At 70.1% G+C, this 14,058-nt stretch carries 11 protein-coding genes; 3 read left to right on the forward strand and 8 right to left on the reverse strand.

Annotation, left to right across the window (positions count from 1 at the left end; translation table 11 throughout):
- Positions 1-16 precede the first annotated feature (16 nt).
- The 5 genes from QRN21_RS10200 to QRN21_RS10220 all read right to left on the reverse strand — a co-directional run bounded on the left by QRN21_RS10200 (position 17) and on the right by QRN21_RS10220 (position 7,537).
- A complete protein-coding gene (locus QRN21_RS10200; RefSeq protein WP_285363933.1) occupies positions 17-757 on the reverse strand; it encodes a LysR substrate-binding domain-containing protein in 741 nt (246 codons plus the stop codon).
- Positions 758-809: 52 nt separating this feature from the next.
- Entirely contained in the window at positions 810-1,217 is a 408-nt protein-coding gene (locus QRN21_RS10205) for a DapH/DapD/GlmU-related protein (RefSeq protein ID WP_053097570.1), read from the reverse strand.
- A gap of 81 nt (positions 1,218-1,298) precedes the next feature.
- Positions 1,299-2,072, reverse strand: coding sequence for a DNA-formamidopyrimidine glycosylase family protein (locus QRN21_RS10210; protein ID WP_285363935.1), 774 nt, complete (start codon positions 2,070-2,072; stop codon positions 1,299-1,301).
- Positions 2,072-2,911: an EI24 domain-containing protein gene (locus tag QRN21_RS10215; RefSeq protein ID WP_285363937.1), complete on the reverse strand. Its 840-nt coding sequence runs from the start codon at positions 2,909-2,911 to the stop codon at positions 2,072-2,074. Before QRN21_RS10215 ends, QRN21_RS10210 begins: the two co-directional genes overlap by 1 nt.
- A 33-nt stretch (positions 2,912-2,944) precedes the next feature.
- On the reverse strand, positions 2,945-7,537 hold the full coding sequence (locus QRN21_RS10220; protein WP_285364299.1) for an ATP-dependent helicase: 4,593 nt from the start codon (positions 7,535-7,537) through the stop codon (positions 2,945-2,947).
- Positions 7,538-7,606: 69 nt separating this feature from the next.
- On the opposite strand from QRN21_RS10220, the gene QRN21_RS10225 reads away from it, so the two are divergent.
- Positions 7,607-8,017: a DUF6157 family protein gene (locus QRN21_RS10225; RefSeq protein WP_285363939.1), complete on the forward strand. Its 411-nt coding sequence runs from the start codon at positions 7,607-7,609 to the stop codon at positions 8,015-8,017.
- A 2-nt stretch (positions 8,018-8,019) separates the two neighbouring features.
- On the opposite strand, the gene QRN21_RS10230 is transcribed toward QRN21_RS10225, so the two are convergent.
- The gene (locus tag QRN21_RS10230; RefSeq protein ID WP_285363940.1) at positions 8,020-9,693 is read right to left on the reverse strand and encodes an ABC-F family ATP-binding cassette domain-containing protein; all 1,674 of its coding nucleotides are present in this window, start codon (positions 9,691-9,693) and stop codon (positions 8,020-8,022) included.
- A 258-nt stretch (positions 9,694-9,951) separates the two neighbouring features.
- Positions 9,952-10,608, reverse strand: a complete 657-nt coding sequence (locus QRN21_RS10235; protein ID WP_285363941.1) for an alpha/beta hydrolase — start codon at positions 10,606-10,608, stop codon at positions 9,952-9,954.
- A gap of 113 nt (positions 10,609-10,721) precedes the next feature.
- On the opposite strand from QRN21_RS10235, the gene QRN21_RS10240 reads away from it, so the two are divergent.
- On the forward strand, positions 10,722-11,321 hold the full coding sequence (locus tag QRN21_RS10240; protein ID WP_053097566.1) for a DUF4916 domain-containing protein: 600 nt from the start codon (positions 10,722-10,724) through the stop codon (positions 11,319-11,321).
- A 24-nt stretch (positions 11,322-11,345) separates the two neighbouring features.
- Here the strand turns inward: QRN21_RS10240 and QRN21_RS10245 are convergent, their stop codons facing one another.
- Positions 11,346-12,413 (reverse strand): threonine aldolase family protein, encoded by a 1,068-nt coding sequence (locus tag QRN21_RS10245; protein ID WP_053097565.1) that lies wholly within the window; start codon positions 12,411-12,413, stop codon positions 11,346-11,348.
- A 92-nt stretch (positions 12,414-12,505) separates the two neighbouring features.
- Here QRN21_RS10245 and QRN21_RS10250 point away from each other — a divergent pair, with 92 nt between their 5' ends.
- Positions 12,506-14,038, forward strand: coding sequence for an MFS transporter (locus tag QRN21_RS10250; RefSeq protein ID WP_285363944.1), 1,533 nt, complete (start codon positions 12,506-12,508; stop codon positions 14,036-14,038).
- Positions 14,039-14,058 lie beyond the last annotated feature (20 nt).

Below are 14,058 nucleotides of genomic sequence, written 5' to 3' on the forward strand. Positions count from 1 at the left end.
TGGCGGCGCGCTCGCGTCATCGGGATGAGTTGGACGTGCGGCCGCGCACGATCCCGATGAACGTCTCGACGTCGGGGGTGGTGTGATCGCGGCGCCAAGCCAGGGCGACCGTCGAGGTGGGGCCGTCGGCCAGGGGGCGGTGGCCGACATCCTTGCGGTGGTGCAGGCGTGCGAGCGACATGGGGACGATCACGATGCCCGTCCCGGTGGCGGCGGTCACGATGGCGTCCGCGACCGACAGCGGTGCGAAGGCCGGCGCGACGGCACCCGGGATGTCGATCGGACCGAGCGCATCGTCGGTCGGGACCATCACGATCTCGCCCGACAGATCGGCGACGGTCAACTCGTCGGCCGCGAGGAGGTGCGACTCGATCGATGCGACCACCACCGGCACCTCGTCGTACAGCGTGATGATGTGCAGATTCTCATCTGCCAGCGGCAGGCGCACGAGGGCCGCATCGAGGTCGCCGATGGCGTCTCGCTGATCGGCGACCTCGATCGTCACCAGCTCGATGGGCACATGCGGCATCCGCTGCTTCCAGGCATCGATCCACTTGCCCGGCGTCGCGCCGGGGACGACCCCGAGACGGAATGTGCGCGGCTGCTCCGGTTCGGTGTCGGGCGCGTCGAAGACGACCTTGGCGGTCTTCTTCGGAGGCTTGGGTGGCGGGAACCGCTGAGCCGGTGCGGCCTTGTTGCGCCGCACGGGCGAGCCCTTGCCGGCACGTCCTGCCGGTCTTCGTCCCTGAGTCGCCATGTGCTCCAGGGTACCCGGCGGATGAGGTGAGACGTTCTGAGAGCGCGGCCGATCAGGCCGCGAGCCACAGCCCCTTCGGGTCGGTGGCGACCGTCAGTCCGGCCGCGACCGTCTCGTCGTCGCCGATCCTCGCACCGCGGACGATCCGCGCTCCCGCGCCGACCTCGGTGCGGACGCCGATGTGCGCGCCGTCTCCGACGGCGGCACCCTGGCCGATGTGTGCGTGCGCGTCGACGTGCGCACCCTCGCCGATCACGGCATCCGGTTCGATCCATGCGCCGCGGGCGATGGTCGCCCCCGCGCCGATACGGGCGCCGGGTTCGATGTAGGCGCCCGCTTCGATGTGCGCCTTCGGATGGACCTTCGCGCCGTGCGCGACGAGACCGCGACCGTTGGCGTGCTTGCGGTATCGCAGCGTGGCGCCCTGGTCGTTCTCGATGTCGACGTAGTTCTTTCCCACGATTCCTCCCGTGTTCCGGAGTTCTCCGGATATATCAATAACCACGGGGGTGCCGGATTCATTCCCGAGCATGGATGCGGGTCATCGCTGACACACGGGGCACCAGAATGTGATCCTCTCGCGGGTCGGATCCGCGCCCTGCTCGCCGCGTCTGATGGGGGTTCCGCAGCGGCGGCACTGGCGTCCGGCACGTCCGTACACCCACGTCCCCTGACCGGGGCGGTCGACTCCGGTGAAGGTGCGATGGCGACGATCGCGGTTCGCGCGGATCGTGCGCACGCCGAGGTCGAGCAGTGCGGGAACGTCGACCTCCGGTGCGGGGGTCGTCGGCAGGATTCCGCGGAGGAACAGGAGTTCCGCGGCGTATTCGTTGCCGAACCCCGCGACGTTCCGCTGGTCGAGAAGGGCGACGTGGATGCTGCGGGTGTCGGCGCTCACGCGTCTGGCGGCCTCGACGGCATCCCAGTCCGGGCCGAGCGGATCGGGGCCGAGATGGCCGACGAGCTCGTCCTCGTCGCGGGTCGGAACGACCTCGACCTCGGCGAGGTCGATGCCCACCGCCTCGCGCTGCGCCGTGCCGACGATCGCGCGGACCTTGAACGCCGGATGCCGCCACTTCTCACCCGCCCGGTAGACGAGCCAGGCGCCGTCCATGCGCAGATGGGAATGCAGCGTGCTGTCGCCGATCCGCAGCAGCAGATGCTTGCCGCGCGCGATCGACGAGAGGATCGGCTGACCCGTCAGATCGAGCGTCGCGAATCGCGGCATCCGAAGGTCGAAGCGCGCCACCTCGCCGCCGACCAGCGCCTCGTCGAGACGTCTGGCGGTGCGGAAGACGGTATCGCCCTCGGGCATCAGGCGTGCCCTGACCCGGGGGGTGGCGGCAGCGGCGCCGAGACGCTGCCCGGCAGGGGAGGCGGAGGAGTGTGCTGTGGAGTGTGCTGCGTAGTGTGCTGTGGCAGCGGCGTGCGCTGCAGCATGGTGCGCGCGAGGACAGTGGCACCCGCGACAGCGGCGGGCATGACCGCGACAGCCCCGCCGGGGATCAGAAAGCACAGCTGCGTGGCGACACCGAAGCCGAGCACGCGCGCGCGGCTGCCGCGGAACAGCACCGCCCGGTCGGCAGGGCTGAGATCGCGGGCGTCGAACGCCCGCCCGGTGAGCTCGCGGGCGAGCATCCGTCCCGACAGCACGACGCCGCCCACCGCACCGAGGAATCCGCCGATGAGAGGGATGAGACCGAGGAGCAGCACGGCGATCGCGATCAGGATGCCGAGGACCACGAGTCTCAGGCCCTCGCCGACCGCCATCCAGAATCCGCCGCCGTCCGAGGGCGGGGCGTCGCCGAGATCGGCCTCGACAGCGCGCCAGATGCGCTGGTAGAACGGGTCGCCGATCGTCAGGGCGAGGGCGCTGAACACGGCGCTCGCGAGTGCGAGCGCCGCGGCGAAGATCACGATGCCCACGGCGGCGCGCAGCACCGAGCGCCAGGCCGGGATCCAGCCGTCGGCGAAGGGGGTGAGACCGTCGGAGATCGGCCCGAGAGTGAGCGCCAGCGGTATGAGTCCGGCGAGCAGCACCAGCGCGGCGATGAAGCCCGGTACGAGACCGAGGGCCATGAGCCCCGGTCGGCGCCGCCATGTGCCGAAACCGCGCAGCAGGGTGCGGACGCCGCTGATGAACTCCCCGATCATGCGTCCAGCCTAGAAGCAGTGGTCATGGGCCGGTCAGATCGCCTTGCGCAGCGTGTAGCCGCGGGGGGTGGCCACGAATCCGGACTCCTGCAGAGCGAGGGCGAGCTCGGTGCCGTACACGCCTTCGCCGTTGACCTTCTCGACCGTGAGGGTGTCGAGGCGCCGCGCGCGGGCGGTCGCTGCGAGGTCGGTCGCTGCCGCGCGCAGCACCTCGGCGTCGTCGGTGAAGCACAGCACCGTGCGTCCCCCGCGTTCGAGGTAGAGGACGAGCGATCCGTCGACGATCACCACCAGGCCTCCGGCCTTGCGCCCGGGGCGATGCGAGACCTCGTCGCGCTTGGGCCATCCGAGCGCCGCGCCGTAGGGGTTGGCGGGATCTGTCGCGGCGAGCGTGACGGCATTGCGGGGAGGCGGATCGGCGAGCCCGGCGAACGTGCGAAGTCGGTCGACGGTGGCGGATGCCGCGAACTGCGCCGCGCCGAGCCTCTCGATCACATAGCCGCGGCGGCAGTGCCCAGCCTCCTCGAAGCCGGCGAGGACCCGGTATGTCTGCGCGAACCCGCCCGGCACGCCCTCGGCCTGCACGGCTCCGCGGGTGACCACGCCGTAGCGGTCGAGGAGCAGCCCTGCGGTGACGGTCGCACGACGAGCGGCATCCGTGTCGACGGTGGGCAGCAGCGACCAGCGCCCGCCGATCGACGTCGGTCGGGGCGCGGTCCGTGCCAGCGACATCCCCCGATAGGTGCGCGTGCGCGGAGCGCGTCGGGTGACCCGGTGCGCCTGGGAACCACCGGCCAGCAGCGACCGGATCGGGGCGAAGGTGTCGTTGGTGACCCGGCCGCCCCACGTCAGCGCCCACAGCGCCTCGAGCACGGACTGCTCGTTCTCGGCGCCGGTCATGTCCTTCAGCTGACCGGCGAAGTACGCGCCACCCGCATCCAGCGCGATCAGCACTCGGGCCTCGAGCGAGTCGGCGGCGATCTCGTCGTCGGGCTCGGGCAGCGTGAACGGCGCGAGGTCTGCGGGATGCAGCGAGACCCAGCCGTCGCGCCCCGGCAGCGTGCCGTGGCCCGACCAGATGACCTCTCCCGAGGCAGTGAGCTCGTCGAGCAGGGCGGGGGAGTAGTCGCGCACCCGAGAGGGCAGCACGAGCGACTCCCACGCGCTCGCGGGCACGGGCACCCCGGCGAACTGCTCGATCACCGCGAGCACCCCGTCGAGTCCCTCGAGCGGGCGTCCCAGGTGCTGCCAGTCCGGCAGGAAGCGCGCATACGCCTCGGGCGACACGGGCTCGACGCTGCCTCGGATCGCGGCGAGCGACCGCATCCGCAGGCGGCGCAGCACCTCGGTGTCGCACCATTCGGTCTCGTTCCCCGTGCCCGAGGCCTCGGGCAGGAAGTAACCGCTGGTCAGTCTGCCCGAGTGCTCGAGCCGCTGCAGGGTATGCCGCGCGACGGCGGCGCCGAGCCCGAATCGCGTCGCGACGGCATCCGTCGTGAAGGGACCATGCGTGCGGGCATAGCGCGCGATGAGGTCGCCGAGCGGATCGGCGAGCGGTTCGAGGAATGCGACGGGGATGCCGGTGGGCAGCGCGGCACCGAGTGCGTCACGCAGCCGACCGGCGTCCTCGATGGCTGCGACGCGCGTGGTGCCGGCGACGGTGACGGGGATCGCGCGGCGGGCGGCGATCAGAGCGTCGAGGTGGTCGGATGCGGACCCCGTCTCCGGGTCGAGTCGTGCGTCGATCTCGGCGGCATCCATCGGACCGAGCATCCGCAGCAGATCGGCGACGCCTTCGAGACCTCGCGCTCGTCGCTCGGGGTCGAGGCGCTGCGCTTCTCTCTCGAACTGGGCGATGACATCGGGGTCGAGCAGCTCACGGAGCTCGACCGTGCCGAGCAGCTCGCCGAGCAGCGCGGGGTCGACCGAGAGGGCGGCCGCCCGGCGCTCGGCGAGGGGAGAGTCCCCTTCGTACATGAAGGCGCCGACGTAGCCGAACAGCAGGTCGCGGGCGAAGGGCGAGGGCTGAGACGGCTGCGTCTCGACGAGCCGGATGCGCCGGTCGGCGATCGACACCGCCAGCGTGCGCAGCGAGGGCAGGTCGTAGACGTCCTGCAGGACCTCACGGAGCGTCTCGAGGATCACGGGGAACGTCGGGTGCCGGCGCGCCACCTCGAGCAGCTGCGCCGAACGCTGACGCTGCTGCCACAGCGGGGTGCGCCGGTTGGGGTTGGTGCGCGGCATGAGCAGCGCGCGCGCCGCGCATTCGCGGAAGCGCGACGCGAACAGCGCCGAGCCGCCGACCTCCTGGGTGACGAGCTGCTCGAGTTCATCCGGGTCGAACACGAAGAGCTCGGCCCCGGGCGGCTCGGCCTCGGCATCCGGGATGCGCACGATGATGCCGTCGTCGCTCGCGACCGCAGAGCCCTCGACTCCGAGTCGCTCGCGGATGCGGGCGTTGATCGCCAGCGCCCACGGTGCATGCACCTTCATGCCGTACGGGGAATGAAGGATGACCCGCCAGTCGCCGACCTCGTCGCGCCCGCGCTCGACCGTCAGAGTGCGATCGGTCGGCAGCGTTCCGGTCGCTTCGCGCTGCTCGGTCAGGTGCGCCATCAGGTTCATCCGCGCCTGCGCGTCGAGTCCGGCTTCGATCAGTCGCTGGGCGGCCTTCTCGGGAGTCGCGGCGGAGACCTCTCGCGAGAACCTCCCCAGCGCCTCGCCGAGCTCGAACGGTCGGCCGATGCCGTCTCCGTGCCAGAACGGCACCTTGCCGGGCTGGCCGTAGGCGGGGATGACGTTGACCCGGTCATGGGTGATCTCGGCGATCCGCCAGCTCGTCGTGCCGAGCGTGAAGACGTCGCCCACTCGCGACTCGTAGACCATCTCCTCGTCGAGCTCGCCGACGCGGGCGCCGGTCGACTCGCCGGCGACGAAGACCCCGAAGAGTCCGCGATCGGGGATCGTGCCCCCGCTCGTGACGGCGATGCGCTGCGCGCCCGGACGTCCGGTCAGGGTGCCGGCGTCTCTGTCCCACACCAGCCGCGGGCGGAGCTCGGCGAACTCATCGGAGGGGAACCGTCCGGCGAGCAGGTCGAGCGTCGCCTCGTAGGCCGATCGCGGGAGCGACTGGAACGGAGCCGAGCGACGCACGGTCTCGAACCACTCCTCGACGCTGATCTCGCCGAGGGCGCTGGCGGCGACCGTCTGCTGCGCGAGGATGTCGAGTGGATTGCGGGGCACCTGGATCGCCTCGATCTTGCCCGCCAGCATCCGCTCGGTGACGATCGCGGTGTGCAGCACGTCGCCGCGGTGCTTCGGGAAGAGGGCGGCCCGGCTGATCTCGCCGACCTGGTGGCCTGCTCGCCCGACGCGCTGCAGACCGGAGGCCGCGGACGGCGGAGCCTCGACCTGGATCACCAGGTCGACCGCACCCATGTCGATGCCGAGCTCGAGGCTGCTCGTCGCGACGACGCAGCGCAGGACACCGGACTTGAGCTCTTCTTCGACCTGGGCGCGCTGCTCTTTCGAGACCGACCCGTGGTGCGCCTTGGCGAGCACGGGGTCTGCTCCGGCGGTGGCACCTGCCTGCGCCATCATGGCTGCCGGCACGGAGGCCTCGGGCAGTGCGACGCCGATGCGCTCGGAGTAGATCTCGTTGAGTCGCCCGGTGAGGCGCTCGGCGAGGCGACGCGAGTTGGAGAACACGATGGTCGACTTGTTCTGCAGGATGCGATCGACGATCGCCTCCTCGACGTGGGGCCACACGGAGCCGGTGACCTCGGTGTACTCCGCATCCGCCGCATCTCCGGCATCCTTCGGCGCGCCGGGAGGGGGTGGCGGATTGGTCATGTCGTCCATCGGCACCACGACGCCCAGCTCGAACGTCTTGGACGCCGGCGGCGCGACGATCTCGACAGGGGCCGCGCCGCCGAGGAACCGCGCGACCTCGTCGATCGGACGCACGGTGGCCGACAGTCCGATGCGCTGTGCGGGTTCGTCGTGGCCGTGGGTGCGACGCAGCGCATCGAGCCGCTCGAGGCTCACCGCGAGGTGGGCTCCGCGCTTGGTCGCGGCGACCGCATGCACCTCATCGATGATGACCGTGTGCACATCGCGCAGCGTCTCGCCGGCGCGACTGGTGAGCATCAGATACAGCGACTCGGGGGTCGTGATGAGGATGTCGGGCGGATCGGAGACCAGCTTGCGGCGATCGCTCGAGGTCGTGTCGCCCGAGCGCACGCCGACCGTCACCGAAGGGGCCTCGACGCCGAGCCGCCTGGCCGACTGGCCGATGCCGATGAGGGGCGAGCGCAGGTTGCGCTCCACGTCGACGCCGAGCGCCTTCAGCGGCGAGATGTAGAGGATGCGCGTGCGCGAGGCGTCGGCGGCCTTCGTGCGCTTCGCGGGAGGGGTGGGCTGCTCGATGCGTTCGCGGAACACGCTGTCGATCGCCCAGAGGAAGGCCGAGAGCGTCTTGCCCGAGCCGGTCGGTGCGACGACGAGCGCGTGCTTTCCGGCAGAGATCGCATTCCAGGCGCCCGACTGGGCGGGCGTGGGTTCGGGAAACGCACCCCGGAACCAGTCTTGCGTGGCAGGGGTGAAGCGTTCGAGCACGTCGCTCATCCCTCCATCATCACCCGTGCCACCGACATCGGGGTCGGCATTGTCCGAGGGTGCGGGCATGCTGTAGGTATGGCGACGCACACCACGAACTACGCGAGCACGTTCATCGAGGTCGCAGAAGACTGTCCCCTCGACCACGCCGAAGAGCCGCCGACGGGTGAGAGGCCCACGATCGCCGCACTGCACTATCGACTGATCGCGCAGGAGCCGTATGCGCGCACCTCCGACGACGTGATCTTCATCACGCATGCGCTGCGTGCCGGGATCGACCCCGACGACTCCGCCGCACGCGAGGCGTTCTTCTCGAAGGGGCAGCCCTGCCTGCGCTCATCACCGCTGGGAAAACGCTACGGGTGGGGGATCGCCCACGACGCCGAGGGGCGGGTCGCGCTCGTCCCTCGAGAATCCGAGGACTACACCCTGCTCGCCGCCGACCCCGCGATCGCCCATACCCGGGCGATGCGGAGCCGACGGGCGTGAGCTCATCTCGCGGTCAGTGAGCCGTCGACGTCGATCTCGAGCGTGAGTCCCAGGTCGAGACGCGCGAGGAACGCATCGTCATGACTCACGACCAGCACCGCCCCGCGGTATGCCCGGAGCGCCTCGACCAGCTGATCGACCGTGTCGATGTCGAGGTTGTTCGTCGGCTCGTCCAGCACCACGAGGTGGGGTGCGGGGTCCGAGAGCAGCAGTTTCGCCAGAGCCACGCGGAACCGCTCCCCGCCTGACAGAGCGGCGACAGGTCGCTCCGCGGTGGCCCCTCGGATGAGGAACCGTGCGAGGCGATTGCGCAGCTCCTTCTCGGGCACCTGCGGTGCGGCATCCGCGATGTTCTCGAATACCGACCGGTTCTCGTCGAGCCCGTCGACGCGCTGCGGCAGGTAGCCGATCCGGTCGGTGAGAGCTGTCGCGACGAGGCGCGCTCCGGAGGTCCGGAGATCCGCGTCGTCACCTGACGGATCGGGCCGGTCCGCGTCGAGCGGCAGCGCTTCTCCGGAGTCGTGGCCGACGTCGGCCACGAGCCGTTCGAGCAGCGTGGTCTTTCCGGCGCCGTTGCGCCCGATCAGCGCGACCCGGTCGGGGCCCTGGATGATCCACGACCTCTCGCCGTCGCCGATCGTCGCGATGCGACGACTGCGTGACACCTGCGGATCCGGCAGCTCGATCTTCATCGACGCGTCGGACCTCAGGCGCCGCCCCGCCTCGTCGAGCGCGGTGCGGGCTGCATCCTCCTTCGCCCCGACCTCCGTGCGCAGCCTGCCCGCCGACACCTCGGCCGCCATCTTGCGCCCGTGGGCCACGATCTTCGGCACGCGCTTCTCGATCTCGGCCTTCTTGGCGGTGCGCGCTCGGTGGGCGAGCTTGACCTCGGCCTCGATGCGCTGGCGCTTCTCCTTGCGGAACTCCTGTTTCGCCGTCACTTCCGCCTGCCTCGCGGCATCCTGCTCGGCGTCCAACCAGGCGCGCCATTCGGAGTACGGCCCGCCGAACACGCTCAGCGTCTGGGCGTAGAGCTCGGCGGTGTCGTCCATCAGTTCGAGCAGCGACAGGTCGTGGCTGACAACGATGAGTGTGCCCTTCCACGAGCGGACCATCGCCGCGAGTCTCGCGCGGGCGTCGCGGTCGAGATTGTTGGTCGGTTCGTCGAGCAGGGTGATCGGCGCGCGCCGGAGACGGATGCCGGCGATCGCGACCAGCACGGCCTCACCACCCGACAGCTCGCCGACCCTCCGGTCGAGGAACTCGGGGGCGAGCCCGGCGTCTGCCAGGGACATCTCGGCGCGCGCTTCGATGTCCCACTCGTCGCCGACCGTGTCGAAGTGCACCTGATCGACGTCGCCCGCGCCGATCGCACGGACGGCATCGAGGGTGGGCACCACTCCGAGAAGATCGGCGACCCGGCGGTCGACGTCGAGTGTGAGCTGCTGCGGCAGGTAGGCGACCTCGCCGGTGGTGGTGAGGTGCCCGGCCGTCGGGGTCAGCTCGCCCGCCATCAGCCGCAGCAGCGTGGACTTGCCGGCGCCGTTGCGACCGACGAGGCCGGTGCGACCGGAGCCGAATGATCCGGAGACCGAGTCGAGCGCTGACGTGCCGTCGGGCCAGGTGAAGGTGAGTCGATCGAGGGTGACCGATGAATGAAGAGTGGGGACTGACATGGTGTCTCCTGTCCAGTGCGAGGGTGCACTGACACCGGTCGCCCGATGGGCCCGTCTGAGCGGGTCGCTGTCGAAGGACAGCGGGCGGTGGTCTGCCGTGGAGTCGGCGATCGTCGGGTCAGCGCGCGGAAAGATGAGCGCGGAGGCGACGGATCAGATCAAAGGACTTCCAGACACGGCGGACAGGACTCAACGACGATACCCGGGCGTGTCGGAGTTTCGCAACCCCGGGCGTGTCGCGGCTGCGTGCGGGGGCGGTCACGCCTCGACGGCGCGCTCCAACCACTTCGTGAGGAACGCGCGCACGTCTCGGAGCTCCTCCTCCGAGATGCTGTGCGTGAGCCCGGTGTAGACGCGTCCGGACAACTCGGAGTGCGCCGGAAGCCACTCGGCGGTGTGCGCGACCAGCGCCTGGGGGATCACCTGGTCGTTCGTGCCTCGGCCCCAGAAGACGTGCGGTCGCGCCTCGGTCAGCGCATCGTCGCCCGGCAGCTCGCCGGGCGCTGCGTAACCGCTGAGGGCCACCACGGTGTCGATGCTCCCGGGCGCGAGTCGCATGGCCTGCAGGGCGACGGCGGCACCCTGCGAGAACCCGAGAAGGGCCACGGCAGGGGCGTCGGCCCTGACATCGTCGAGCCAGCGCAGGAACGCCTCTGCCGCGACGGTGACGGATGCCGAGCTGCGGCCGTCGAGACCCTCGATGGCGTACCACGAGCGCCCGGGCATCGGCCACGGGGGAGCGAGCGGGGCGGCGACGGACGCGACCACGATGCCGTCCGGCAGGTAAGGGACGAGACCGAACAGGTCGTGCTCGTCGGCGCCGTATCCGTGCAGCAGCACCAGCAGCGGCATCCCCGCGCGATCTTCCGTCGACCAGCGCGTGAGGAGCCCGTCGATCATCAGTTCTTCGCTCACGGTCCCATCCTGCCAGCGCCGTCCGACACCCGCAGGAGACGATCATCGGATCGTATGCCGGTCGTGGCCTCAAGTCGGTGTTCGCCGGAGGGCGCTGCTGGTAGAAAGGAGACATGGCCGTCCGCACACCTGATCCCGACCCCGAGCCCGACGACGGCATGGAGGGCTTCGGCGCCGCACAGCCCTCGCGTGACTCCAACCCGGGGTGGTTGAGCGACTTCGAGCTGGCGGAGGCGAGACGCCATCTGCCCATGCTCTACGTCGAGGCGATCCCGGTGAGGACCGATGGCTCCGGGCAGGTGACCGAGATCGGCATCCTGCTGCGTTCGACGCCCATGGGCGAGATGACGCGCACCATCGTCTCGGGCCGAGTGCGGTTCGGCGAGACGATCCGCGACGCGCTGTTCCGCCATGTCGAGAACGATCTGGGCCCGATGGCGTTCCCCCTGCTGCCGCCGCAGCCGCTGCCCTTCACGGTCGCCGAGTACTTCCCGATCCCGGGGGTCAGCGCCTACCACGATGACCGTCAGCATGCCGTCTCGCTCGCATTCGTGGTGCCGGTCACCGGCACGTGCGAGCCGCGCCAGGATGCACTCGAGGTCACCTGGTTCTCGCCCGAGGCCGCGGCCTCGGACGCCGTCGCCGCCGAGATGGAGGGCGGGCGAGGCACCCTCATCCGCCTGGCGCTCGCGAACCTCGGTCTGCTGCGCTAGCCGCTCCGCTCAGTTCCGCTCAGCTCAGCGTGTCGTGAGGCGCGCGAGCTCTGCGACGAACTCGTCGACGTCGGACTCCTCGGTGTCGAAGCCGCACATCCACCGCACCTCGTTGCGCGCGGCATCCCAGTCGTAGAAGCGGAACTTCTCGCGCAGCTGGTCGGCGATGCCATCGGGCAGCTGCGCGAACACGCCGTTGGCCTGGGTCGGCTGCGTGAACGAGACGCCGGTGATCTCGCCGGCCGCGATGCCGGCCTCGATCGCCCCGCGCAGTCGCTGCGCCATGGCGTTCGCGTGCTGGGCGTTGCGCAGCCACAGGTCTCCCTCGAGCAGCGCGATGAGCTGGGCGGAGACGAAGCGCATCTTCGACGACAGCTGCATGTTGAACTTGCGGGAGTACTGCAGTCCGTTCGATGCCTCGGGGTTCAGCACCACGATGGCCTCGCCCAGCATCGCGCCGTTCTTCGTGCCGCCGAAGCTGAGCACGTCGACGCCGGCGTCGCGGGTGAACGCGCGCAGCGGCACGTCGAGGGCTGCGGCCGCGTTCGAGATGCGCGCGCCGTCGAGGTGCAGGGTCATGCCGCGTTCGTGCGCGTGATCGGCGAGAGCCCGGATCTCGTCGACGGAGTAGAGGGTGCCGAGCTCGGTCGACTGCGTGATCGAGACCACGAGCGGCTGCGCGCGGTGCTCGTCGCCCCAGCCCCAGGCCTCGCGGTCGACGAGCTCCGGCGTGAGCTTGCCGTCGTCGGTCGGCACGGCGAGGATCTTGAATCCGCCGATCTTCTCGGGCGCTCCGCCCTCGTCGACGTTGATGTGCGCGGAGGATGCCGCGATGACGGCTCCCCAGCGGGGCAGCATCGACTGCAGGCCGGTGACGTTCGCACCCGTGCCGTTGAACACCGGGAACGCCTGGACGCCCTCGCCGAAGTGGGCGCGGAACACCTCTTGCAGACGTGCGGTGTAGGCGTCCTCGCCGTACGCGACCTGGTGGCCGCCGTTCGCCGCTGCGATGGCCGCGAGGACCTCGGGGTGGACGCCGGAATAGTTGTCGCTGGCGAAGCCCCGGACCGCGGGGTCATGCTGAATAGTCACCGCACAAGCCTACGGGCGGATGCCGAGCCCGGCGTCCCCCGGCCGGCATACCGCTCTAGCGAATGTCCGAGGCCCCGCCTACCCTCTAATTCATGGAGCGCAGCGCTGCGAAGACCGCCTTCGCGAACGTCCTCGTCAACACGCTCATCGCGAACGTGACGACGAGCTTTCTGTGGTTCGCGCTGACCTTCTGGGTCTACATCGAGACGCAGTCCGTGCTCGCGACCGGCGTCATCGGCGGCGCGTACATGCTGTTCATCGCCTTCTTCGCGATGATCTTCGGCACCATCGTCGACCGCAATCGCAAACACACGGTGATGCTGCTCTCGAGCGTCATCTCGGCGGTCGCCTTCCTGATCGCCGGCGTTCTCTATGTCTGGCAGCCGGAGGCGGCGCTGCTCGACCTCGGCGGTCCGTGGTTCTGGCTGTTCTCGGCGATCATCCTGTTCGGCGGGGTGATCGAGCAGCTCCGCAACATCGCGCTCTCGACGACCGTCACGCTGCTCGTCCCCGAAGATCGACGGGCCAACGCCAACGGCCTGGTCGGCACGGTGCAGGGTCTGGCCTTCCTCGTGACCAGCGTCTTCTCCGGGCTGTCCATCGGCTTCCTGGGCATGGGGTGGACGCTCGCGATCGCGATCGGCGCGATGGTGCTGACCTTCGTGCACCTGCTCTTCATCCGCATCCCCGAGGGGGCGCCGCAGCCAGACCCCGATGCGAAGAGCGCCCTCGACTTCCGCGGCAGTGTGGCGGCGATCCGGCTGGCCCCCGGACTGTTCGCGCTGATCATCTTCTCGACGTTCAACAACCTCATCGGCGGCGTGTACATGGCGCTGATGGATCCGTACGGTCTCACCCTCTTCGACGCGCAGATGTGGGGCTTCGCACTGGCGTTCGCGTCGACCGGGTTCCTGATCGGCGGTGGGCTCGTGGCGAAGTTCGGCCTCGGGGCGAAACCCATGCGCACCCTGCTGCTCGTCGTGATCGCGATGGGCATCCTGGGGTCGGTGTTCATGCTGCGCGAATGGTGGCCGCTCTACGTCGTCGGCATGTGGATCTACATGGCCCTCGTGCCGCCCGTCGAGGCGGCCGAGCAGACCATCATCCAGAAGGTCGTCCGCTATGACAGGCAGGGGCGTGTGTTCGGCGTCGCCGCGGCGATGGAGGCCGCAGCCGCTCCGATCACGGCATTCCTCATCGCGCCGATCGCGGAGTTCCTGATCATCCCGTACATGAGGACGCCCGAGGGGCAGCAGCAGTGGGAATGGCTGCTGGGTGAGGGTGAGGCTCGGGGCATCGCCCTGATCTGCCTGTTCGCGGGCATCATCATGGTGATCGCCGCGACGCTGGCCTTCTTCACGAAGTCGTATCGCAAGCTCACCGAGCTCTACGCGAACGCGCCGGAGCAGAATCCCGGCGACCGCGAACCCGACGGCGACGGCGCACCCGACGACGCAGGCGAGAACACGGGCGGCGGCACGGGCACCGGCGCCGAGTGGAACGCGGACGCGGTGGCCGAGGGCCGAGCGGATTCCGCGGAGGACCGCAGCGTCGATGCGCGCGTCGCGGATGCTCCGCCGCCCCTCCGAGGGCTCCCTCCTGAGGTGCCGGAGGCGCGCCGCTAGCGGAACGGCGTCACCAGCCG

This window comes from Microbacterium sp. LMC-P-041 (assembly GCF_030209555.1).
In the GTDB taxonomy this organism is placed as follows: domain Bacteria; phylum Actinomycetota; class Actinomycetes; order Actinomycetales; family Microbacteriaceae; genus Microbacterium.

Coding starts and splice junctions, on each gene's coding strand:
- QRN21_RS10200 (WP_285363933.1), bottom strand. CDS start 757: ATGGCGACTCAGGGACGAAGACCGGCAGGACGTGCCGGCAAGGGCTCG.
- QRN21_RS10210 (WP_285363935.1), bottom strand. CDS start 2,072: ATGCCCGAGGGCGATACCGTCTTCCGCACCGCCAGACGTCTCGACGAG.
- QRN21_RS10215 (WP_285363937.1), bottom strand. CDS start 2,911: ATGATCGGGGAGTTCATCAGCGGCGTCCGCACCCTGCTGCGCGGTTTC.
- QRN21_RS10220 (WP_285364299.1), bottom strand. CDS start 7,537: ATGAGCGACGTGCTCGAACGCTTCACCCCTGCCACGCAAGACTGGTTC.
- QRN21_RS10225 (WP_285363939.1), top strand. CDS start 7,607: ATGGCGACGCACACCACGAACTACGCGAGCACGTTCATCGAGGTCGCA.
- QRN21_RS10230 (WP_285363940.1), bottom strand. CDS start 9,693: ATGTCAGTCCCCACTCTTCATTCATCGGTCACCCTCGATCGACTCACC.
- QRN21_RS10240 (WP_053097566.1), top strand. CDS start 10,722: ATGGCCGTCCGCACACCTGATCCCGACCCCGAGCCCGACGACGGCATG.
- QRN21_RS10250 (WP_285363944.1), top strand. CDS start 12,506: ATGGAGCGCAGCGCTGCGAAGACCGCCTTCGCGAACGTCCTCGTCAAC.